Origin of the sequence: Capnocytophaga ochracea DSM 7271 (assembly GCF_000023285.1) — a bacterium.
Classification (GTDB): domain Bacteria; phylum Bacteroidota; class Bacteroidia; order Flavobacteriales; family Flavobacteriaceae; genus Capnocytophaga; species Capnocytophaga ochracea.
Map to the genome: position 1 here is coordinate 2,452,433 of NC_013162.1, position 25,026 is coordinate 2,477,458.

Here is a 25,026-nt window from a genome sequence, read left to right on the forward strand (position 1 = left end):
ACTGTTTTAAAAAGTTTATTTCAGTTGTAATTCTACCCATACAGGCAAATGGTCGGAAGGATAGAGACCATCGATGCGGGTTTCTATAATTTTATATTGTTTTACTTTTATAGACTTCTGAACAAAGATAAAATCTATATGTCCTTTCAAAGGTTCATCGGTTTTAAAAGCATTGAAAGTACCCATATTAGGTGTTTTATTAGTGGGTGATAACTGGGTGTCGTACAACTGAGATGCTATTTTTTGCACGGCAGGGTGCTCAGTAGGAAGATTGAAATCACCCATTAAGATGACTTTCCCGCCTTTAGCAATCTCTTTGATTTTTTGCAATACCAAGTCGGCACTTTGTACCTGAGCTACTTTGCCTTCGTGGTCGAAATGGAGATTGAACACCCAAAAGATCGTCTTTTTATCTTTGAGTTTTACCCAAGAGCAGATGCGGTTACAGCAAGTAGCGTCCCAGCCTAAGGAAGGCACCTCAGGAGTTTGAGAAAGCCAAAAGTTCCCTTTGTCGAGCAAGGTAAAACGTCCTTTTTTGAAGAAAATAGCCGAATGTTCACCTGCTCCCTTACCGTCGTCACGCCCTACACCTTCACGCTGATAAGTAGGGAAACGCTCTTCCAAAAATTTAAGTTGGTGTGGTAAAGCTTCTTGTACTCCAAAGATATCGGGGTTTGCCTCTGTAAGCACTGTAAATACCTTTTCTTTCCTATTGCCATCAGTCCAAGCGTTTACACCGTCTTGAGGAACTTCGCAACGAATGTTATAGGTCATTACAGTTAGGTCTTGCGCTATGGAAAAAGTAGGCAAGACACATAAAATAAATAATAATGGTTTCATAATAATGTTACTTTTAAATCATTCTTTTCGGTAAATGGGGTAAATAGGTTTGTCTTCCTCTTTCACTAAAACACTATCAAAAAAGTTCCAATTAAAGAAAGAATCAGGTGCTTGAGGTTCTAAGGTTTCTAACAGATAGTGTTTAGCGGGTTGCGCTACCTCAATAAGATAATCGCCTTTGTAAAATTGTACTTTTTCTTTCTGAGAACTCACTTGTGTTTGGTGATGGAAATAATGCCCCTCAAACGGATAGGTATAAGTTTTAAAACCCTCAATGCGATAAGATGTTACATTCATCAGCGTATCTTTCTCTATTTCTGTTATTGCTACACCGTTAGCTTTTAGGCGGTCAATTACTCTTTGCCATACTTTAGGAACGATATAACTTTGAGGAATACTAACACTCTGCACGGGTTTAAAATGATTATAAAGAGGTTTTTCATCTACTTTTGTATATTGAGTAGAATCTATTTCCCATTCCAACGAATATTCTTTTTGTGCATTATCAGCCTCTGTTTGTTTGATTTTTACTTGCTTGATATACTGATTGTCAGCATCGGCTATTTCTACAAGGTTTTTCATCATCTCATAGTTAGCTTCTACGCGTTGTTTGTAGGGTTTCTGCCCATTAGTATTAATGCGGATACTCATACAGTTCCACAAGCTGACATAACCAGTGGCATATCGAGGAATATCGGGGTGTGAGGATAAGGTTAATTGCTTAAAAGGGGTTCTCAAACTATCGCTTTGGAAAGGGAGTTGTCTTTTTTCTAACTGCTGAGAGAGACGTGGCAATAAAGCATCACGTACATAACCTCCTGTAAAAACGCCTAACTTCTCAATTTGTGAGGTAGAATAGCTTAACACATAAGGAGCATTAGCTACATCAGTTACGTGGTTATCAATAAAGATATCTGGCTGTACTTCTTGTAAGATTTTAGCAAACGACAAGGTATTTTCTACATCAGCTTTTACAAAATCGCAGTTTAAATTGTAGTTTGCTTCACTGTTTTTCCTACCTGTGAGCATTCCGCCTATATTATACACTGGGATAGTTACTACTATCACATTTTTGGAAAGCTTGATTTCATTCTGCGCCAAATTACGAAAGAGCAACATAGTAGCGTCCACTCCATCAGGTTCGTTGCCGTGAATAGCACTATTGATAAAAACAATGGTTCTATCTTTGTGATACTTGGAGAGATTAAACTCGGCATCGGGACTGTAGATTACCAAGTGCAACGGCTGACCATTATCGGTTTGCCCCATTGTTTTAAAGGAAATAGATGCAAACTCTTTCGATAAATCTTTGTAGTACTCTATTACTTCCTCATATGATGAGCTCTTGGTACCATCAGTTTGCTCAAAGGGTGTTTGGTAGTTTTCTCTTGGAGAGAAGAAAGGTGTATCACAACCCACAAAAGCCACTGCTAATATTATATAAGCAATATATTTCACTTCTATTTTTAACATATTATTCTTTTAATATTTATTTTTTAGCAATTGATTGACCTTATACCTTTGTCGAACAAACTTACCTTATAGCCTAAGGCTTTGGCATCATTGGCACTATAAGCTACACAAAAATCACCTGCTAAGCCACAAAATACGAGTTCTGTAATGCCTTTGTCTTGCAAAAAGCCGTGTAATCCTGTGTTGTTCTGTTTATTATTATCAAAAAAAGCACTGTAGCTATCTACTTCGGGATTCATTCCTTTGCGAAAGATGGCTGCAATGGGACGAATATCTAAATCTTTATGCAGTTCAGCTCCGAAAGTACCTTGCACACAGTGGTCTGGCCACAGTATTTGGTCGATACCTCCGAGCTGTATTACTTCAAAAGGCTTTTTACCTGCGTGCTGACTTGCAAAACTTTTATGAGTAGCAGGGTGCCAATCTTGTGTTGCAACAATAAGGTCATACCCTTGTGTCATTTCGGCATTGATAAAGGGAATTATTTGGTCGCCTTGGGGTACAGGTAATGTACCGGTAGGCATAAAATCGTTTTGAACATCTATAATTACAAGTGCTTTCATAGTAACTCTTTTCTAAACTAATGATTAATGATTAATGGTTAATGGTGAGTTAGGAGGGATTATACGAAATCTTATGTGATAAACAGTGTGAGCCACACTAGCAAATAAGCAATGAACGAACAAAAGACGAACAATGAACGAACAATGAACGAACAAAAGACGAACAATGAACGAACAATGAACGAACAAAAGACGAACAAAAGACGAACAAAAGACGAACAATGAACGAACAATGAACGAACAATGAACGAACAAATGACGAACAAATGACGAACAAATGACGAACAAATGACGAACAAATGACGAACAAATGACGAACAAATGACGAACAAATGACGGTGCGAGCCGCACGGGCAAATGAACAATGAACGAACAAATGACGGTGCGAGCCACACGGGCAAATGAACAATGAACGAACAAATGACGGTGCGAGCCACACGGGCAAATGAACAATGAACGAAGAAAAGGTATAGTAAAGTTATTGTTATATTGGAAATAAAAAGTACTTTACCTCGCTTCTTCTACATTTCTATCAATCTCCTCTACCTTTGGCTTTTGTGGCAAAGGTACAGCTTTTTTGAATATTATTGCTATCTTTGCCAAAAAAATATTTTACCAATGCACTTTTTATCAGAAGATTTAGAAAATTACGCTTGCGAACATACTGACAGCGAACCTCCTTTACTGCAAGAACTCAGTAGGCGCACTCACCTTACTGTATTGCAACCGAGAATGATTAGTGGTCATTTACAAGGGCGTTTCCTCAGTTTGCTCTCTAAATTGATACAGCCTAAAACTATTTTGGAAATAGGCACTTACACGGGCTACGCAACCCTCTGTTTGGCAGAAGGTTTGGCAATTGATGGTGTTTTGCATACTATCGACATCAAAGAGGAACTCACTGACCTGCAAAGAGAGTTTTTTGATCGGAGTGGCTATGGGGCGCAAATTGTGCAACACTTAGGCAAGGCAACCGATATTATCCCTACTCTCAGCACTACTTTCGACCTTGTTTTCATAGATGCTGACAAACAGAATTACGCTCATTATTTTGATTTGGTGATAGAGAAAATGAACTCAGGAGGTGTTATCCTCTCTGACAATGTGTTGTGGAGTGGTAAAGTAGTGCAAGAAGTAAAGCCTTCGGATAAACATACCCAAGCCTTAATGGCTTACAACCAAAAACTAAAAGAAGACCCTCGTATAGAGACAGTGCTACTCCCCATACGGGACGGTATTACCATATCGAGAGTAAAATAGAGTAATTAAAAAATTAATCCTCATTTTTATATTGTTATTTGTTAATTATTTTATACCTTTGTGCCTGTTTTAAAAAGCAATTCATTGGATGAGAATATTCTTAGCAACCATATTTCTGATACTTAGTAGTCCTCTTCTGCGTGCGCAAGATACTACCCACAAAAAGGATTTAAAAGTGGGATTGGTACTCAGCGGTGGAGGTGCGAAAGGGTTAGCACATATAGGGGTACTAAAAGTGTTGGAAGAAGCAGGGGTGCGCATCGATTACATCGGGGGTACGAGTATGGGGGCTATGGTAGGAGCTTTGTATGCGGCGGGTTATTCAGCTAATGAGTTGGACTCTATCTTCCGTCAGTTAGACTTTGATAAACTCTTGCAAGACAAGACTTCACGCCGTGCTAAATCATTACACGAGCGCTATATATACGACCGTTACGCAGTAGCATTGCCTTTCAATAACTTCAAAGTAGGGTTGCCTCGTGCGGTATCAAAAGGACAAAACATCTATAACGAGTTTGTGAAACTACTTTATCCGGTGAATGAAATCTATGATTTTTCGCAGTTACCCATTCCTTTCTTGTGTGTAGCAACGGATATAGAAACAGGTAAAGGCGTAGTACTTGAAAACGGTTTCTTGCCTCAAGCAATACAAGCAAGCGGTTCGTTTCCTTCGCTATTCGATTTGGTAGAAATAGATGGTAAATGGCTTACCGATGGCGGTATTGCCGATAATTATCCGGTAGACGAAGTTAAGAAAAAAGGAATGGATATTATCATAGGGGTAGATGTACAGAGTCCGCTAGCAAAACGAGAGGAGATTAACTCTTTTTTGAGTATTTTTTCGCAGATTACTACCTTCCCAATGATAGATAATATGCCAAAAAAAATAAAAGAGACCGATGTGTACATCAAACCTAATATAGAGGGATTCAACGTTATTTCGTTTGATAAAGGAGAGATAATCATCAACAATGGCAAAATAGCAGCGGAACATTTTCTACCAAGATTGCGTGAGATTGCAGCTCAACAAAAACATACAGAGGAAAGAGAACGAATACAAAAGATAGATTCCTTTTACTTAAAAGATGTCCATTTTCATAACAACGAGCACTTTTCACGTAGTTATTTGCGCGGTAAACTACACTTGAAATATCTAAACCGTAAGATTTCGTTCGAGCAACTGAACGACGGAATCGACAACTTGATGGCTACTAACAATTTCCATTCTATCAATCACCAGATTAGGCACACATTTGAAGGGGAACATATAGACTTTTATTTAAGAGAGAATCCGCAACGCACCTTTTTGAAATTTGGGATACATTATGACAATCTGCTAAAAACAGGGTTCTTGATGAACTATACTCGGAACTATTTCTTACAAAGCAGTGATTTTCTTTCACTCGACCTTATTGTGGGAGATAACATACGCTATCAGTTTGATTATTTTGTGGATAAGGGATTTTACATCAGTTATGGATTGCGGTCTAAGTTTGTGCAATTCGACCGGAAGCTGAACACAAAACGCTTGTCTAACTACCGAATAGAGCAGTCGGAACTCAACCGAATGGACGTAGAGGCTTACGACTGGGTAAATCAGCTGTATTTGCAAACACTTTCGGGTAATGGTTTTGTATTTGGCTTAGGAGTAGAGCACCGCAAAATACAGTTTGATACTGAGCAAGTGCATTCAATAAGTTCAGCAACTTCGTATTCGGAAAAGAGTCATATAGGCAGTCTGTATTCTTATCTTAAATACGACAGCTTTAACAATAGCTTTTTCCCCAGTAGAGGGGTGTACTTCAATACACAGTTCAATTTTTATGCACTTGCCTCTAACTACTCAGATTTTAACAAATTTACAACGGGTAAAACAGAGTTATCATTTGCTTTTCCTATCTTGCCAAGATTGAGCGCACGAGTAGGATTAGAAGGCGGTGTTACCATAGGAGGCTCTAATGTATACTCATTAGACTTCTTTTTAGGAGGGTATAACAAGAATGTATTTACGAACTATTCACCTTTTTACGGCTATGATTTTTTGAGTATTGGTGCTAAAAACTACTTAAAATCAGAATTGGTAATAGATATCCAACCCTTTAAGAAACAACACTTGCTATTATTAGCGAATATTGCTAAAGCAGACAATAATCTTTTTGAGAGCTTTGAGTGGAAGAAATACCCAGACTATTCGGGGTATGGGATAGGATATAGCATTGAGAGCTTTTTAGGTCCTATAGAACTGAAGTGCACTTACTCACCTGAAATAAGACAAGCGATATGGCTGTTTAATATAGGGTACTGGTTCTGATTAGGTAAAAGGTAAAAGGTAAAGCCAGCGAGGACTCACAGCTGGGTATGTGAATAAAAAGTAAAAGGTAAAAGCGGTAGCGACTAAATACTAACAACTGATAACTAAAAACTAATAATTAATAAATATAATGAAAATAACAGAGTTAGAACCAAAACAGTTATGGGCGAACTTTGCGAGCTTGAATGCTGTGCCTCGTCCATCAAAAAAAGAAGAGAAAGTCATTGCTTTTATGGTGGCTTTCGGCAAAAGTTTAGGGCTTGATACCTACCAAGACGAAACGGGCAATGTGATTATTAAAAAGCCTGCTACGGCAGGAATGGAAAACCGCAAAACAGTAGTGTTACAATCACACCTCGATATGGTACACCAAAAGAACAATGATACGGTATTCGACTTTAGTACGGAAGGTATCAAAATGTTAGTAGATGGCGACTGGGTACGTGCTGATGGTACAACTTTGGGAGCCGATAACGGTATTGGGGTTGCGAGTATTATGACTATCTTACAAAGTAAGGATATCCCCCACCCTGCTCTTGAAGCTCTCTTTACTATTGACGAAGAAACAGGAATGACGGGTGCTAAAGGGCTCAAAGGCGGATTGCTCTCTGGTGATTTTCTTCTCAACTTAGATACTGAGGAAGACGACGAAATTGATATAGGATGTGCCGGTGGTGTAGATGTATCGGCGTTTAGAGAGTACGACGTGGTAGATACGCCTGATAATTCAGTAGGCTATACACTTACCATAAAAGGATTGCACGGCGGACATAGTGGTACAGATATCCATAAGGGTTATGCTAATGCCAACAAACTGATGAACCGTATATTATTCACTTGTACTGAGAAATTTGGTTTGCACATTGCAAGTGTAGATGGAGGCGGTTTGCGCAATGCTATTCCGAGAGAAAGCGTAGCGGTGGTAACTATTAATAAAAACGACGAAGTGGCTTTTAAAAAAGAAGTAGCTACACTTACCCAAGCACTCCAACACGAGTATTCAGTAACTGAACCGACTCTTACAGTATTACTTGAACCTACTGCGGTACCTGAGAAAGTAATGGAAGAAGAAGAACAAGAAGATGTATTACGCGCTCTTTACGCAGCTTTCAATGGGGTGTATAAAATGAGTCAGACGATTGCTGACCTTGTAGAAACCAGCAATAACGTAGCAAGGGTACAAATTAAAGACGGCGAAATAAACGTGTATTGCCTCACTCGTTCAGCTTCAGAAACTTCTAAATATGATTTGGCTGATACGATTCGCAGTAGTTTTGAGTTAGCTGGATTTGAAGTAGAATACACCGGTAGTTACCCAGGTTGGGAGCCCAAAGTAGATGCTGAAATCTTGAAGATTGTAAAAGCACAATACAAAACGCTCTTCGGTGAAACACCTAATGTAGTAGCTTGCCACGCAGGCTTAGAATGTGGCATTTTAGGAACCCATTACCCCAAAATGGAAATGGTGAGCTTTGGTCCTACTATCAAAGGGGCACACTCGCCTGCTGAAAAGGTAAATATAGCTTCTGTACAGAAGTTTTGGAAGTTCTTACTAGCGATATTGCAACATATTCCTAACAAATAAGAAGAAATATACAGTTACTTACATAAAAAAGGGAAAGCTATCTGATTGATAGCTTTCCCTTTTTCTAATATTATAAACTTTTTATATTACTTATTTAAGGCTTCCGACCATATCTTCAGGACGTACCCATTTATCGAAGTCTTCCGGAGTTACATAACCTAAACGCACAGCTTCTTCTTTAAGGGTTGTGCCATTGCGGTGAGCCGTTTGCGCTATTTCGGCTGCTTTATAATAGCCAATCTTAGTGTTAAGAGCTGTAACAAGCATTAACGAGTTATCTACTAATTCCTTAATACGTTTGTAATTAGGTTCAATACCACTTGCACAGTGTTCTTCAAATGATACACAAACATCTCCTATCAATTCAGCTGATTTAAGAAAGTTAGACGCCATCAATGGTTTAAATACATTTAATTCATAATGACCTTGTGTACCTCCTATTGAAATGGCTACATCATTACCCATTACTTGAGCTGCCACCATTGTCATAGCTTCACATTGAGTAGGATTTACTTTACCGGGCATAATAGAGCTACCAGGTTCGTTAGCAGGAATGATGATTTCACCTATACCTGAGCGAGGTCCTGAAGCCATCATACGAATATCGTTTGCAATTTTATTAAGCGATACGGCTAATTGTTTAAGAGCTCCGTGGCTTTCGACAATTGCATCGTGAGAAGCCAAAGCTTCAAACTTATTAGGAGCAGTTACAAAAGGTAGACCGGTGAATTTAGCAATGTATTCAGCTACTTTCACGTCGTAACCTTTAGGGGTATTGAGACCTGTACCTACGGCTGTACCTCCTAAGGCTAATTCTGAAAGGTGAGCTAATGTGTTTTTAAGAGCACGCAAACCGTGGTCGAGTTGAGATACGTAGCCAGAAAGTTCTTGTCCCAAAGTAAGTGGTGTAGCGTCCATAAGGTGCGTACGACCTATTTTTACTACATTTTTAAAGGCTTCAGATTTAGCAGCGAGAGTATCGCGTAGTTTCTGAACACCAGGAATAGTTTTCTCAACTACCATTTTATAGCAAGCGATGTGCATACCGGTAGGAAAAGTATCATTAGACGATTGTGATTTATTTACATCGTCATTGGCTTTTAGTACGGGGTCGCCTTCACCTATTTTTTTACCAGCCAACACTTGAGCACGATTGGCAATCACTTCGTTCACATTCATATTAGATTGTGTACCTGAACCGGTTTGCCAAATTACTAATGGGAATTGGTCGTTGAGTTTGCCTTCGAGAATTTCATCGCAAACTTGAGCGATAGCATCGCGTTTTTCGGCTGAAAGCACTCCTAAATCGAAGTTTGCATAAGCGGCAGCTTTTTTAAGGTAAGCAAAACCACGGATAATTTCAATCGGCATAGAAGCGGGTGCACCGATTTTAAAGTTGTTGCGTGAACGCTCTGTTTGTGCTCCCCAATATTTATCGGCTGGCACTTTCACTTCACCCAAAGTGTCTTTTTCAATTCTATAACTCATTTTGTTTGTATTAGTTAAAATAATCTTCTTTTAAAAACGCTACAAAGATACGTTGTATTTTCTAAATATTAAAATTTTTCTGAGATTTTTTGATACCATTACTGTATTCTATTTATTAAAGACAGGTAGTGCGATCCACACAGACAGGTGCGAGTCGCACGGACAGTTGTAGCACGACGGACAGTTGTAGCACGACGAGCATTTTGGGGGTGAAATGAATTAATGATGAAATTAGGAGAGGAATATACAAAACTTATAGGGAACTTACGGGATAATCGAACAATAAGTGGCTTTTCAGTGGGTCTACAGTGGCTTTTCAGTGGGTCTACAGCGGCTCTACAGTGGCTCTACAGTGGCTCTACAGTGGCTCTACAGTGGCTCTACAGTGGCTCTACAGTGGCTCTACAGTGGCTCTACAGTGGCTCTACAGTGGGTCTAGAACGAATAAAAGACGAATGATGAATAAATCTAAGTTAAAGCTAAAAGATAGATAAAAAGAAGGTTATTAGTAGATTTCAACTTTGCCAAAGTTTGAAACTTGGGCAAAGTTCATACAAAAAGCGGTGCAAGGTACAAGGTCAGATAGAGAAAAGACGAGTGAGAAGCCCCCGAACCCCCGAAGGGGGACAAGCCTTAAAGAGAAATTGGTAAAGGCTATCGGTCTGAAAGACAAGACTTATTTGAAGATAGAACAAAGTTAAAGCAAGCTTAAGAAAAACAAAAGACGGTGCGAGCCACACGGGCAGATAAACAATTAACAAACAAAAGACGGTGCGAGCCGCACAGGCAAATGAACAAATGACGAACAAATGACGAACAAATGACGAACAAATGACGAACAAATGACGAACAAATGACGAACAAATGACGAACAAATGACGAACAAATGACAAACAAATGACGAACAAATGACGAACAAATGATGAAGGAAAGATGAGGCTATGATAATTGTAAAAAAGCGTTTTTATCGTATTATGATGTAAGTGAAATAGAGCTTTTAGTTATATTGAAATATTGGTAAATCAATTAATTAACAAATTGGGAGATTTTTTTTTCATCGTTCGCAATTATTTTAGTACTTTTGCACAAATTTTTTAGATTATGAATTTCGATGTAAAGGAGATTATCTCCGCTACTATGGTGCTCTTTGCGGTAGTTGATATTATCGGGAGTGTGCCTATCATTATTAATCTGCGCAAAAAAGCAGGACGTATACAATCTGAGAAAACAGCTATTGTAGCCGGTATTTTGCTTATTCTGTTTTTATTTATAGGCAAGCAATTACTCAATTTGTTTGGAGTAACGGTTGAGGCATTTGCTGTAGCTGGGGCATTTATTCTCTTTTTTCTCGCCTTAGAGATGATTTTAGGTATCACCCTCTACAAAGGTACTACGCCTGAGACTGCCTCTATTGTCCCTTTGGCTTTCCCTATGGTGGCAGGAGCAGGGGCTCTCACTACTGTACTCTCCCTTAGGGCAAAGTTTTATGTAGAGAATATTATAGTGGCAATCCTCATTAATATGATTATTGTGTATATAGTGCTTAAATCTTCGGAGAAAATAGAGAAGTTTTTAGGCAAACAGGGCATTACCGTAATTCACAACCTTTTTGGTGTTATACTTTTAGCGATTGCAGTAAACTTGTTTACTACTAATATTAGGGCGATGTTATTTGGGCAATGATGAATGACAAATGACAGTACGAACCTCATCGACAAATAAAAAATTACGAAAAAGCTACTAACTTCAAAGAATTATAACTAACAATTAAACAAAATGATAAACAAAGAAGATAATTTCTTTCTCTTAGCGGGACCTTGTGCCATAGAAGGAGAGGATATGGCGATGAAAATTGCTGAACATATAGTGAATATCACTCATAAACTGAATATATCCTACATTTTTAAAGGGAGTTTTAAGAAAGCCAATAGGAGTCGCGTAGATTCGTTTACGGGCATAGGCGATGAAAAGGCACTAAAAATACTCCAAAAAGTAGGGCAAACCTTTAATGTTCCTACTGTTACTGATATTCATCAGGTGAGCGATGCGGCGATGGCTGCCGAATATGTAGATGTACTGCAAATACCAGCTTTCTTGGTGCGCCAGACTGATTTGGTGGTGGCAGCAGCCGAAACGGGCAAGGTAGTGAACCTGAAAAAAGGTCAGTTTATGAGTCCTGAGAGTATGCAATTTGCCGTGCAAAAAGTATTTGATAGTGGCAATGAAAAAGCGTTGATAACTGACCGTGGCACGATGTTCGGTTATCAAGACTTGATAGTAGATTTTCGCGGAATTCCGACGATGCGCAAGTTTGCTCCCGTAGTAATGGACGTTACGCACTCGCTACAACAACCTAACCAAAGTAGTGGGGTAACAGGCGGTCGCCCAGATATGATTGAAACCATTGCCCGCGCTGCTATTGTGAACAATGCTGATGGACTTTTTATCGAAACCCATTTTGACCCTGCTAATGCCAAAAGTGATGGGGCAAATATGCTACATCTCGACCTCCTTGAAGGTCTTTTAACGCGTTTGGTTGCCATTCGCAAAACAATTAACGAATTTTAATGAACTATACTGAAGCGCTTTCTAATCCTATTTTTAAACTCATAAGCGATATTTCAGCTGAGATATCGCTTGAAAGTTACGTGATTGGGGGCTTTGTACGCGATTATTTATTAGAGAAAAAACTTCCCAAAGACATCGATGTAGTATCAATCGGTAGTGGTATTTCGTTGGCTGAAAAAGTAGCTGAGCGATTGCCTAATGCTCCTAAAGTATCGATATTTAAAAACTTTGGTACAGCAATGATTAAAGCCGATGGCTTGGATATTGAGTTTGTAGGGGCACGCCGTGAAAGTTATGAGGCAAACTCACGCAAGCCTTATGTAGAGAGTGGCACGCTACAAGACGACCAAAATCGTAGGGATTTCACTATCAACGCAATGGCTTTCTCTCTGAACAGAGACACTTTTGGCGAGCTTATCGACCCTTTTGACGGCTTAGGCGACTTAAAACGAAAGCTCATTCGTACCCCCTTAGACCCTGATATTACTTATTCAGACGACCCTTTGCGTATGATGCGTGCTATTAGGTTTGCTACCCAACTGAACTTTAAGATTGAAAAGCAGTCGCTAAAAGCTATTACTGATAATAAGGAACGGCTAAAAATCATCTCGAGCGAGCGTATTGTAGAGGAACTGAACAAGATACTCGCTTCGCCTAAACCTTCTATTGGACTGAAATTGCTGTACGAAACGGGCTTGTTGCACTATATCCTCCCAGAACTCATTGCCTTGCAAGGGGTGGAGGAACACGACGGACAACGCCATAAAGATAACTTTTGGCATACCTTAGAAGTGGTGGATAATATATCAGAAAACACCGATAACCTCTGGTTACGTTGGGCAGCACTCTTACACGACATTGGCAAAGCACCTACCAAACGCTTCGACAAGAAGATAGGTTGGACATTTCACGGACACGAGTTTGTGGGGAGCAAGATGGTATATCACCTCTTCAAACGTTTGAGAATGCCTCTGAACGACAAGATGAAATACGTGCAGAAAATCGTAAAGATGAGTTCGCGCCCTATTATCATCGCTGATGATATCGTTACTGATTCGGCTGTACGCCGTTTGGTATTTGATGCTGGAGAGGAGTTTGAAGACCTAATGACCCTCTGCGAAGCTGATATTACTACTAAAAACCCTAAGAAATTCAAAAAATATCACGACAATTTCCAGATAGTACGCCAAAAGGTAGTGGAAGTAGAAGAGAAAGACCACATTCGCAATTTCCAACCTCCGGTAAGTGGTGAAGAGATAATGCAGACGTTCAACTTACCTCCTTCACAACCGGTAGGAATGCTAAAAGAAGCGATAAAAGAAGCGATTTTAGAAGGTAAAATCCCCAATGAATACGAGGCTGCCAAAGCCTTTATGATGGAGAAAGCAAAGAAGATGAAATTGATTTAGAGGTACGAGGTGCGAGGTGCGAGGTGCGAGCCGCACAGGCAGTGTGAGTCGCACAGGCAGTGTGAGCCAGACAGGCAATTAATTTAGTAATGAGATTATGGTTTTTCATATTATTGCTGATGAGTCCGCTTTTGATGAGGGGGCAAGAAATGACGCGTATCAGAGGAAAGATATTCTACAACAATGCGCCTTTGGAAGGGGTGCATATTCAAAACATAGACAACCAGCACTATACTACTACCGATGCTGAGGGGTCTTTTTCGATAGACGCTACCAAAGGACAGAGCTTAAAAGCTACGTATGTAGGCAAGAAAACACTTTACCACAGCCTTACACAAGTGGATTTACAGCGACTGGTTGTTTTAAAAATGGCTGATATTACCATTGCATTAGAAGAAGTGAGTGTTACTGAAAAACCTAAGATTACTGCTCAGAGTTTGGGTATTTTACAACATACTCCAAAAGAACGCACTTGGGAAGAGAAACGGAAGTACGCTAATACAGATATTCTTCAAATAGACAAATTCTCCCTCTACAAACTACTAGTAGGAAATGTGAGTTTTAATTTCAATGCAATTATCAACCACCTGAACGGAAAGGCAAAGATTATAAAGCAACAAGTTATCAATGAAAAGAACCTAAGGGTGGCACATTACATCGTAAATGAGATGGGCAACTACCTCAAAAATGAACATCACCTAACGGAAGAAGAAATAGGCACCTTAGCTTTCTATGTAATGGAAAAACCCGAAGCACATCGGCTTGTAGAGCGAAAAGACAACAAGCAATTAGAATTTATGTTATACGAATGGTGGAATGAATTAACTAATTTACAGAAAGAAGAAACAAAAAAAAATGTTAATAATTAATTGTTATTTAATAATTAATTTGTACCTTTGCTAACGAAAAACAACGCTGATAAAATATATAACAAGAGTCAGCCTCTATATAAAATTAATTTTATGAAAAGTATTGAAACAGCAAAAATGTGGCTTTCTGACACTTTTGATGCAGAAACCCGCAACAAGGTTCAAGCCCTCATCGACGGAAATCCCGATGAGCTCAACGAAGCCTTTCACAAGAACTTAGAGTTCGGTACTGGTGGTATGCGTGGTATTATGGGAATTGGTACTAACCGAATCAACAAATACACGTTAGGCAAAAACACCCAAGGATTGAGCAACTACCTCAAAAAATGCTTCCCTAACCAAGAGATTAAAGTGGCTATCGCTCACGACTGTCGCAACAACTCTAAGAAGTTTGCCAAAATAGTAGCCGATGTGTTTGCGGCTAATGGCATAAAAGTATTCCTCTTCTCTGACCTCCGTCCTACCCCAGAGCTTTCGTTTACAGTACGCTACTTAGGCTGTCAAGCGGGTATCGTGCTTACCGCCTCTCACAACCCCCCAGAATACAACGGTTATAAAGTGTATTGGGAAGACGGCGGACAAACCGTACCGCCCGAAGACGGTGATATTATGAAAGCTATTGAAGCAATTGACTTCAAAGACATCAAATTCAACGCCGATGAGAGTCTTATTCACTACATCGACAAAGAACTTGACAATGCTTTTGCCGAAGCATCTATCAAACACGGAGACTTCAATGCTCCTGAGAAAGACAAGCTAAAAATTGTATTTACTTCTTTGCACGGAACGTCTATCACTATGGTTCCCGATGTGCTCAAACGCGCTGGCTTTACCAATGTACACATCGTAGAGGAACAAGCTGTACCTGATGGTAATTTTCCTACCGTAAAATCACCTAACCCCGAAGAGCCCGAAGCTCTTACGTTGGCACTCAAAAAAGCAGACGAAATAGGAGCTGATATCGTAATAGGTACCGACCCCGATTGTGACCGAATAGGTATAGCCGTTCGCGACCTTCACGGCAAAATGGTGCTACTTAACGGTAACCAAACAATGGTAATGATGACCGACTTTCTCTTGGCACAACAAAGCAAAAGAGGCTTTAAAGGCAACGAGTTTGTAGCTTCTACTATTGTTTCAACTCCTATGGTTCACGCAATTGCTAATGCATACAAAGTGCAATATAAAGAAGGACTCACAGGCTTTAAATGGATTGCCAAAATGATTAAAGATTTCTCTAAGCTTACTTTCATAGGCGGTGGAGAGGAAAGCTTCGGTTATATGGTTGGTGATTTCGTACGCGATAAAGATGCCGTAACTGCGACCCTATTGGCTTGTGAGATTGCTGCATTTGCTAAAGCTAAAGGCAGTTCGTTCTACAAAGAATTGCTACACGCTTATACCAAATACGGATTCTACAAAGAGTACCTCATTTCCTTAGTGAAAAAAGGCATTTCGGGCTCAGAAGAGATTGCTAAGATGATGAAAGACTTGCGCGAAAATCCGTTGAAGGAAATTAACGGAGAAAAAGTAACGCTAATTTGCGATTACCAATCGTCTAAGGCATTCCACCCACTTACTGGCAAAGTAGAAGATATAGACGTTCCTAAATCGAATGTACTCATCTACCACACCGATAAAGGCACTCGTGTGGCAGCGCGCCCCAGCGGTACAGAGCCTAAGATTAAGTTTTATTTCAGTGTAAATACATCTTTGAGCAGTGTAGACGCTTTTGAAGCAACTCAAAAGGTTTTGGATAGCAAAATCCAAAAGATAGTAGAAGAGTTGAAGCTAAAATAGTGAACCACTCTATATACTCTATATAGAGTCTGCAAATAGACAGTACCTCTGCATTCAACAATTGAATGTAGAGGTACTTTTTTTGAGAAAGAAATATATAAAAACAGAAAACAGAGCCCCTTTTACAAGGAACTCCGTTTTCATCTTCAATAAAGCTAAAAATCTTTATCTTTATTTGTAACCAGGGGTTTGAGTAACGAGTGTATCTCTGCTGATAATATCAGAATTGATAGGCCAAAGTAGCTTATGTGCTTCTGTATTTTGGTTCAGTATAGGCTCTACATTGCCTGCCACTGTACCATAACTTGCCTCTTTTGAAAATACAAGAGGTTTACCAGAGGCATCTTGTAGACGGCGAACATCAAACCAGCGTTTAGATTCGGCTACAAACTCTTTATCACGTTCTTTCAAGATAGCTAACTCACCATCAGCAAAGTTAGTATGTGTATACGCATTAGCTGAAGTATAATTTGAACCATAAGCCCTCTGTCTAATTTGGTTGATATAAGTAGAGGGGTCAGAGCCTTGCTTATTAGCTATCTCAGCATACATCAACAGTACATCGGCATAGCGGTATACAGGTATATCATCAGAGAAAACACGAGTGTTCGCTGAGTTTATAAAGCCTATATATTTGATGAGAGCTATCCCTCTCCCTTGTGTTTTAGCTGCATTAGAGTAGAACGATAGGAATGTAGTAGCTCTACGGGTATCAGTAGCATCAAAAGCCTGAAACAATTCAAATTTATACTCATTGAATAAGAACCCTGACTGAATCTTCAAGGGGTCGTTATTAGGAAAAGCTTTCCCAGTTTCATCGTATTTATTGATAAAATTGGGCGGGTAATACATAAATGAGTTGAACGGAGTACTTGCTTCATTTTCTAAAAAAGCCATTGCAAATATAATCTCATTATTTTGCTTTTTATTGTAAGCAAATACATCAGCATAGTTAGGCAAAAGGCTAAATTTACCTGAACTAGCTACCTTGTCTAATGCTTCTTTTGCAGTGTCTAAATCAGATGCAGAAGGAACTTGGTCACCGGTAGTGACTTTGGCTGACCAAAGATAAATCTCAGCTTTCAGCATTAAGGTGGCATAATATGACCAATGTATTCTATCAAAATTATTCACTCTGTTAGAATCTGTAAAATATTTTTCAGAGTTATTAATATCGGTCTTTATGAAATCTAAAGTAGCTTTTGGAGTACTGCGAGGCGTAAATAATTCTTTACCACTACTAGGTGTCTTGTCTAATATTTCAGTTCCAGTTTTAATGGGTACACCCCCATAGGTTCTGTAAAGCCAAAAATAGTACCACGCACGCATTCCATACATTTGCCCTAAATAATAATTCTTATTGGTTTCAGTTAAATAATTGGCTTCTAGAATATTCTTAATAGCATTGTTAATATTAAAAATCTTTCCATAAAAGTCAAACCAAGAACTATTGTTAGGATTTTGAGCAGAAAAGTTCTGTATTTTTATATCCGAATAATATATATTCTGCTCTAATGATGATGTACCACCGGGCACCATAGTACCTCCACGTGCTTCACCCATTATCCAATAGTTAAAATCATTGCTTCTAAATTGGTTATGTACTCCCTCGATAGCCCCTACTATTTGGGCTTCATTTTTCCAGAAGTTACCACTACCGTTATAGTCCTTTGGAACAAGGTCTAAATCATTACAAGAGACTGTAAACAATAGTCCTGCGATAATTGTTATATATTTTAAAACTTTCATATGTTGCATTTTTTAAAAGGTTAGATTCAATCCTAAGATAATAGTCCTTGGCAATGGATAGCCTGAGTTTGATTGCCCTAAAGCCTCAGGAGAGTAAGTTTCGGCTTTAGTAAGGTAACCTAAGTTTTGACCTATCAAAGATAGTTCTAAATTATCAAGTCCCATTTTACTCACTATATCTTTTTGGAAATTATAGCTAAGAGCTATCTCACGGAAGGCTAAGTAACTTCCTTCATAAATAAACATTGTTGAACTGCGGTAGTAATTACGTTTACCAAGCTGGTCAGCCCAATAATATTTAGGATATTTAGCAGTAGGGTTATCAGGTGTCCAAGTATCATTTACCTGTTTAACAGTGTTAAAAGTACCTTGCATATTACCTAAGTACCAAGGTAATGAGTTACCTATTGAGATACGCTGTTTAAAGTTGAGCGCATAGTCCATACGGGCAGAGAGTCGGATATTTTTATAACTTAAGGTAGTATTGATACCTCCTGTCCATTTAGGGTAAATATTACCAGCTTTCACTAAATCATAATTATCAATTTTACCATCTCCATTCACATCTCTCCAAATTACATCTCCAGGCTGGATAGGAAGTCCTTTTTCTTTTTCAGCATCGCTTAGTCTTGCCCAAGCGGCAGGTCCGTATAGTTTTTTAGATCCGGTTTCATCAACCAAATTATCAGCCAAGCGTTTTACTTGTTCTTCATTTTGGTATATACCTAACGCTTCGTGAGCATACATATCACCAGGCTCTTGTCCTTCTTGATAACCTCCTACCCATTCTTTTTCACCTGTGGTAGGATTATAGACCTCAATAGCATCTTGCCTATTATTAGGGTAACCGTTATGAGGTAGTTTTACTACCGTATTTTTGTTATAAGCAGCATTTATCGCTAAACTCCAATGCAAATCATTCTTATCAATAATCCGGAAGTTGGTTTCTATCTCTACTCCTCTGTTTCTGAAAGACCCATTATTAGTATTGATAGCAGAAGCTCCTGATGAGTGTGGAAGTGTCATTGACTGTATCTTATCACTTGTCAAACGATCGTACAATGTAAAATTAGCATTGATACGGTTTTGGATAAAACCTAAATCTAATCCAACTTCAAAGGTACGCGTTTTCTCCCAACGAAGTCCTTTATTAGGAAAAGTACCTATGACATAACCTACTGCCCCATTGTACTTATTAGTGCCATAAGAACCTTGTAAGGTATAATCACCTATAAATTTATCTGGCACATTACCATTCAAACCAAAACTGGTTCTGAGTTTTGCAAACGAAAGTACTCGTTTTATATTGTCAGGAATAAACTCTTCACGAGTAATAATCCAACCCAGAGAGGCTGCTGGGAAGTTACCCCAACGGTTATTAATCAATCGAGAATATCCATCACGGCGAATAGTAAATGAAAACAAATATTTATCAGCATAATCATAGTTTAAACGTCCAAAATATGATTTGATTCTATTGCCATAATGATATGAATCTATTCCACGTTTACCTTCTTTATTAGAAGTCAAACCTAAGTCTTCGAATTCATCGGTAGGTGCTTCTGATCCTGAAGCACTAAGCCCACGTGTATAGCTGTCGTAATACTCATAACCTGCCATAGCATCAAAGTGATGAGATTTTATATCAAACTTGTAGTTTAAGATACTATTATAAGTTTGACGTATAGTTCTTCCAAAGCTGGCTGAAGTACTTCTAGTTCTACTCCAGTTATTAGCAGCTTTACCTGGTGAGGTTTGGTGGTCTTTATTAAAGCTTTCATAATATTCTTCATCAAACATCACTTGTCCACTCACTGTTAATGAAAGCCCTTTATACAAATCAGCCCTGAGGCTTTGTCCGAAATTAATTTTATTGGTATTATTATCACGAAGAAATATATTTTCATAAAAACGTGGATTACCGTCAGCACCACCACGTCCCATTACTATCTGTCCATTTACTTTTTCTTTTTGAGTGGGAGGAGCTGAAAGCATACGTCCAAAATAGGCATCATCTGCAGAAGTATTCACATTTTTATACCAAGTAGCATAGGCTATTGAAAAGTTGCTGGTGGAAGTAAGCCAAGGTTTTAACTTATACTCAGCATTCAAAGTACCAGTAAGTCGCTTATACCAACTCTTAATAGGCAAACCCTCTTGGTTATAATAGCCCAAACCAGCATAATATTTTCCTTTGTCATTACCTCCTGTCATTGATAACGAATAGTCTCTTGTAAGAGCAAAAGGACGGAAAGCTGCCTTTTTGAAATCAAAATCATAAAAAATAAGTTCTTTACCCGTAATAGGGTCAGTCATCGTTTGCCATCCTTCTGAAAGAAGTTTTTGTTTTTGAGAAGGAGAAAGGCTTTCTGAGAACATAGTAGACCAATATGAATTAGCACTTTCATTAGGATTTAATACCGTATCATCGGTCATACTTTTGAAGTGTATATTACCAGTACCGTAAGGTTGCGCACCACTTAAACTCGCTTCGTTAGTAAATCCTTTCCAATCACCTGAAGCATTTTGCCATACACGGGCACTATTACGTACCGCTGTACGTTGCCAATAAAGATAATCACGTGCATTAAGAAACTCCACTTGGTTATTCATATAAGCAAATCCGTGCTTCAATTTTACATTCAGTGACGAAACACCTAATCTACCTTTTTTAGTAGTTACCAATACTACCCCATTGCTAGCTCTTGCTCCATAAATAGCAGTAGCACCAGCATCTTTTAATATATCCATTGATTCTATATCATCGGGGTTGATGTCATTCAATCCCCCTCTGATTTGTCCATCTATGATAACAAGGGGTGAGCCTGAACCATCAAGATTAGTACCTCCACGAAGTACTAAGGTAGGAGCTGCTCCTGGACTTCCTGAAGTCTGTGCTACCCTGAGTCCTGCCACTGCTCCTGAAAGGGCTTGAGCAGGGTTAGAAAAAGAACCGGTTGATAATACTTCTGTTTTCACTGAAGCAATAGAACTCGTTACTTTTGCTTTCTTTTGTGTACCTCCATAAGCAGTAAGCACTACTTCTTCCAATACATTCGCTTCTTCCTTTAACGACACATTAATAGGGCGACTACCTGTTACTCTTCTCTCTTGGGTAGTATACCCTACAAAGCTAAATACAAGAATATCACCCTCCTTTGCAGTGAGGGTATAGTTCCCTTCAAAGTCGGTCTGGGTACCGTGTGTGGTACCTTTCACAACTACAGCAGCACCTGGCAACGGCATTTCATCAGAAGAAACCGTCCCTTTCACCATTATCTCTTGTGCCCAACCTATTGTGAAGAACAACAAAAAGAATACATTAAATAAATACTTTTGCTTCATTACTTTAAATTTTTACTGATTGATTTTATAAATACAATGGGGTGGTAGGTTAATTACATTTTATATATACTACATTTGGTTACATTTGTTAAAGAAATCAATGCTTTCCAATTCTTTCTTAATGACTGCTTCCTCTTCATCAGTAATGTTTTGGAAAGGCGTACGGTTGATACCTAAGTCTAAACCAAGCAACTTCATTATACGCTTGCCGCACACTATGTTGCCACGATATTTAGCAATTACATTTATCACGTCTTGGGCGTAGTTTTGCAACTCAGCAGCTTTGGCAATATTGCCCTTGTGGTATTCATCTATGATACCTACCAATACCTTGCCTATATAGCTACCAGTACCGCTAATGCCACCACGAGCACCCCCCATTACAAGAGCATTGAGGATAGTCTCGTCTAAGCCGTAGAGCATATCGTATTTACCATTGTTGTACAACATACATTGGTTGTACTCATAAAGTGGTTCGTAGGTGTATTTGATACCCGCTAAGTTAGGAATACGTCCGTCAGCTGCTTTAAGGAAAGGCAACATAGGAAGGTACACCCCATTGAGCACAGGGATATGGTAAAAATAGAAAGGCAGATTAGACGCTCCACAAGCTATTTCCTCGCAGTATTTCACCAGCTCCTCTACCCTACCCGCTTTGGGGAAAGGTGAAGCCATTGCCCCTATACCGAAAGCCCCAATTTCTTGGGCGTGTTGTGCCATTTTGTAGCTATCTTTTATGCAAGTAGCCCCACAGTGTACAATCACTTTGAAGCCTTTGGGAGCTACTGACACCCATTTTTCGGCTATCTTCATACGTTCTTCAACCGTCATCATATAGCCTTCACCTGACGAACCATTGATAAATACCCCTATCAATCCATTTTTTTGCAAGAGTTTTGCATACTGATCAATAGGGTCTAAATTTACTTCTCCTTTCTTGTCGAAAGGTGTAAAGGGCGCTACTATCAGCCCATTAATTTTTTCAAATGTCATTTTATTTAGTTATTTATTCCTCTCCCTCTCCTTTCTTCCCCTTCCAAAAAGGAAGGGGAAGGGGAACCTCAAAAGCAATAATAAGGAGAGTGTTTATTAATAATTCTATTTCAATTAGCTCCTCCTTGAGAGGGGTTGGGGATTATTATTCTCCACACAATTCTCTCTTAGGTTTTAAGAATAGCAACATCAGTACAATGGCTATTAAGATAATCACCGAGAGTTTGCTAAAATCAGCTCCTAAGTTACCCGCATCGGTAGAAGTACCAAGCATTAAGGTAACAGCATAGCCCGAAAATACGCCTCCCATATTCATAATGCCATAAGCCGTAGCGCGTTGCTGTTGTGGAATAATTTGGCATAAGATAGGCATATTGTTGGTATCAAACATTCCGTAACCAATACCAAAAAGCAAGGTTGCCCCTATCATTGCTACATACGACTCTCCAAAGCCTATGAGTATCAAGGCAGGAATGGTAAGCCCTAAACCAATAGTACTAGTATAGATGCGCGCCTTGATATTTGTCTGTACCCAGCGGTCGGACAATGTACCTCCTATGAGCACGCCTAAGAAAGAAGATATAGCGATAGAAATTGTTGCTATAGGTCCTGCGGTAGCCATCGGTACATTTAAGTTGGTTGCAAAGAGCGTAGGCAACCAGTTCTTAGTTCCCCAGCCTGGAAAGCTCGATGCCATAAAGTAGAACAAGAGTATCCAGAAAGAGAAAGTGCCAAACACAAGGGCAAGCGACGACAACAATGAGTTTTTCGGTGCTGATGTTGTTTGTGTAGTTGCTTGTGGTTTACGCTCTATATCAAAGAGAGTAAATACCAAGAAAAAAGCATACACTATCCCTACCATACCAAACCAGTGAAACACAGTATGCCAAGTATAGTTAGAGGCAATAGTAGCACCAAAGCCTCCTAAGGCTTGTCCTGCATAAAGCCCCGACATATGAATACCTATAGCCAAAGAGCGTGTTTTTGAAGTATGGTAATCGGCTATCATAGAAAGAGCAGTAGCTAAGTAAAGCGCCTCACTGAGTCCCATTAAGGCACGTAGCCAATACACCTGATTAAAGGTTGTCGCATAACCCATACCATAAGTTACTGCCGACCATACAAACAGGCTTCCTACAATCATCCACTTGCGATTCACGCGGTCGGCAATAATACCAGCCACAGGGCTCATCAATCCGTAGATAAGAAGGAACACTCCCATCAACCTACCAAAGTTTTCTCCCACAGCAAGCTCTTTGATGTCCATTTTCATCGACTCCTGCATCGTGGAGAGCATTTGTCGATCTAAATAATTGAGTAGTGCCACCACCCATAGCAATGCCACTACTATCCAAGGGTATATTTTACTGTTTTTCATAGTATCAATTGTTATATTAGTTTGTTAAAGAGCCTCCCTACGGTCGGGAAATCTAACAGATTAACAAAAGTTTGTTTGATTTTGTTTTTTTGATTGATTTCTGAGGCATAGCCTCACCCTTTAAGTAAGTATATACTATTTTACCACAACTTTAAAAGTTTTATTACTACGTACACCGGGTTTTAGTTCTCCTTGCACGAGGTAAAACTCATCTGGAGAACCTACTAAGGTAGCACCTGCTCGAGCAAAATCAGTTTGTGTATCGAGCACCGACCACTCTTGCGTGTGAGTATCGAACAGATAACACTCTTTATTGAAACGATAGTACTCAATAGGCTGTGTCATATAATGCAACATATAGTCGTAGTTTTTCTGCTTGCGTGTCTCATCAGTGAGGGTAGTATCTCGACCTATGTCATAGAGGTCGGTGATGGTTTTTAAGAAAAGTGTTGCATTTACACCTCCAAAACAAGCAATATAGCGGTTATCAATAGCCAAAGCTGTAGCTCCTGTGAGCGAAAATGGCACTTTATCAGGACTTCCTTGTGTAGCTACTTTTTGCCATTGCTGTTGTTGCACACTATACCTCCACACAGCAGTAGAGAGGGCAGGCACGCGGGTAGTATCCCCTCCGAAAAAGCCTCCTAACAAGAATAAGTGTGTATCACCCTCTTGTTCCATCGCTACTAATACAGGTTGTACACTGGGCTCTTCGGGGAAATCAGGCAAGCGATGCCACTCTTTATCAGTAGCAGTATCGATATAATACAGTTTGTTAGAGGGCTTTCCCGAAGCACTACCTCCTGCTACAAACACCTTGCTACCTATGCTCGCTCCTGCAAAGTTGTCGAGTGGTTCAGGCAAAGAAGGAAAAGAAGTAAGTGTAATGCCTTTTTCTTTTGAATACTGCACCTTATAGCAATTAGCTAAAGAGTGTGTAGCCGTTTGTCCTCCTATCCACAGATAGCCAGCAGGAATCGCTACCGATACCCCATAAGCTGCTGCCTCAGGAAGCTTGCCCACTGTTTGCCATTCGTTTTGTGTTTTATTGAAGTGAAGTATTTCATCGTAAAACACTTTCTTTCCGCCTTCAAAACCCAATTTATCAGGGAAGTTACACCCTCCTGCTACCAATAATTCACCATTGAGCAGGGCAGCATAAGAAGCCGAAACGCCTTTCTGCAAATCGCCTTCCAAGCCTTGGGTGGTAAGTGTTGTAATATTAATTTTCATAGGTTGTTCTTTTTGGGTTTCTGTACAAGCCGTCAGAGATAAAACGAATAGAGCAGACTTTGCCAAAGGTGCGAGCCGCACGGGCAGGAAACTTTGGCAAAGTAGCTTAGACTTTGTCAAAGTTTTTCTGTTCATTATTTGTTTTTTATCATTAACCATTAA

At 39.4% G+C, this 25,026-nt stretch carries 17 protein-coding genes; 8 read left to right on the forward strand and 9 right to left on the reverse strand.

The annotated features are described in order from the left end of the window. Positions 1-15: 15 nt before the first annotated feature. From COCH_RS10365 to pncA, 3 genes are read right to left on the reverse strand one after another with little or no spacing between them, the layout of a single operon-like run. Positions 16-840, reverse strand: coding sequence for an endonuclease/exonuclease/phosphatase family protein (locus COCH_RS10365; RefSeq protein WP_015783026.1), 825 nt, complete (start codon positions 838-840; stop codon positions 16-18). 18 nt (positions 841-858) lie between these two features. Then, positions 859-2,313, reverse strand: coding sequence for a M14 family zinc carboxypeptidase (locus COCH_RS10370; protein ID WP_015783027.1), 1,455 nt, complete (start codon positions 2,311-2,313; stop codon positions 859-861). Positions 2,314-2,336: 23 nt separating this feature from the next. Beyond that, positions 2,337-2,876, reverse strand: a complete 540-nt coding sequence (gene pncA / locus COCH_RS10375) for a bifunctional nicotinamidase/pyrazinamidase (RefSeq protein WP_015783028.1) — start codon at positions 2,874-2,876, stop codon at positions 2,337-2,339. Between the two features lie 618 nt (positions 2,877-3,494). Here pncA and COCH_RS10380 point away from each other — a divergent pair. The 3 genes from COCH_RS10380 (at position 3,495) to COCH_RS10390 (ending at position 8,032) form a co-directional block, all read left to right on the forward strand. Next, positions 3,495-4,136 (forward strand): O-methyltransferase, encoded by a 642-nt coding sequence (locus tag COCH_RS10380; RefSeq protein ID WP_015783029.1) that lies wholly within the window; start codon positions 3,495-3,497, stop codon positions 4,134-4,136. 88 nt (positions 4,137-4,224) lie between these two features. Next, positions 4,225-6,447 (forward strand): patatin-like phospholipase family protein, encoded by a 2,223-nt coding sequence (locus COCH_RS10385; protein ID WP_015783030.1) that lies wholly within the window; start codon positions 4,225-4,227, stop codon positions 6,445-6,447. Positions 6,448-6,577: 130 nt separating this feature from the next. Further along, on the forward strand, positions 6,578-8,032 hold the full coding sequence (locus COCH_RS10390) for an aminoacyl-histidine dipeptidase (RefSeq protein WP_015783031.1): 1,455 nt from the start codon (positions 6,578-6,580) through the stop codon (positions 8,030-8,032). Positions 8,033-8,122: 90 nt separating this feature from the next. On the opposite strand, the gene fumC is transcribed toward COCH_RS10390, so the two are convergent. Then, entirely contained in the window at positions 8,123-9,520 is a 1,398-nt protein-coding gene (fumC, locus tag COCH_RS10395; RefSeq protein ID WP_015783032.1) for a class II fumarate hydratase, read from the reverse strand. Positions 9,521-10,621: 1,101 nt separating this feature from the next. On the opposite strand from fumC, the gene COCH_RS10410 reads away from it, so the two are divergent. The 5 genes from COCH_RS10410 to COCH_RS10430 all read left to right on the forward strand — a co-directional run bounded on the left by COCH_RS10410 (position 10,622) and on the right by COCH_RS10430 (position 16,166). Then, the gene (locus tag COCH_RS10410; protein WP_002672351.1) at positions 10,622-11,203 is read left to right on the forward strand and encodes a MarC family protein; all 582 of its coding nucleotides are present in this window, start codon (positions 10,622-10,624) and stop codon (positions 11,201-11,203) included. 93 nt (positions 11,204-11,296) lie between these two features. Continuing rightward, the gene (kdsA, locus tag COCH_RS10415; RefSeq protein WP_002672353.1) at positions 11,297-12,088 is read left to right on the forward strand and encodes a 3-deoxy-8-phosphooctulonate synthase; all 792 of its coding nucleotides are present in this window, start codon (positions 11,297-11,299) and stop codon (positions 12,086-12,088) included. Then, positions 12,088-13,497 (forward strand): CCA tRNA nucleotidyltransferase, encoded by a 1,410-nt coding sequence (locus COCH_RS10420; protein WP_015783034.1) that lies wholly within the window; start codon positions 12,088-12,090, stop codon positions 13,495-13,497. Before kdsA ends, COCH_RS10420 begins: the two co-directional genes overlap by 1 nt. An 89-nt stretch (positions 13,498-13,586) precedes the next feature. Next, positions 13,587-14,366 carry a carboxypeptidase-like regulatory domain-containing protein gene (locus COCH_RS10425; RefSeq protein WP_223375683.1) on the forward strand — a complete coding sequence of 260 codons (780 nt, stop codon included), beginning with the start codon at positions 13,587-13,589 and terminating at the stop codon, positions 14,364-14,366. A 93-nt stretch (positions 14,367-14,459) separates the two neighbouring features. Beyond that, positions 14,460-16,166 (forward strand): phospho-sugar mutase, encoded by a 1,707-nt coding sequence (locus COCH_RS10430; protein WP_015783036.1) that lies wholly within the window; start codon positions 14,460-14,462, stop codon positions 16,164-16,166. 171 nt (positions 16,167-16,337) lie between these two features. Here COCH_RS10430 and COCH_RS10435 read toward each other — a convergent pair whose 3' ends face one another. From COCH_RS10435 to COCH_RS10455, 5 genes are all read right to left on the reverse strand, one after another. Then, entirely contained in the window at positions 16,338-17,915 is a 1,578-nt protein-coding gene (locus tag COCH_RS10435; protein WP_041546963.1) for a RagB/SusD family nutrient uptake outer membrane protein, read from the reverse strand. A 12-nt stretch (positions 17,916-17,927) separates the two neighbouring features. Continuing rightward, on the reverse strand, positions 17,928-21,260 hold the full coding sequence (locus COCH_RS10440) for a SusC/RagA family TonB-linked outer membrane protein (RefSeq protein WP_015783038.1): 3,333 nt from the start codon (positions 21,258-21,260) through the stop codon (positions 17,928-17,930). Between the two features lie 69 nt (positions 21,261-21,329). Next, on the reverse strand, positions 21,330-22,253 hold the full coding sequence (locus COCH_RS10445; protein WP_015783039.1) for a dihydrodipicolinate synthase family protein: 924 nt from the start codon (positions 22,251-22,253) through the stop codon (positions 21,330-21,332). Between the two features lie 145 nt (positions 22,254-22,398). Then, a complete protein-coding gene (locus tag COCH_RS10450; protein ID WP_015783040.1) occupies positions 22,399-23,631 on the reverse strand; it encodes an MFS transporter in 1,233 nt (410 codons plus the stop codon). 135 nt (positions 23,632-23,766) lie between these two features. After that, positions 23,767-25,023: a cyclically-permuted mutarotase family protein gene (locus COCH_RS10455; RefSeq protein ID WP_015783041.1), complete on the reverse strand. Its 1,257-nt coding sequence runs from the start codon at positions 25,021-25,023 to the stop codon at positions 23,767-23,769. Positions 25,024-25,026: the final 3 nt, after the last annotated feature.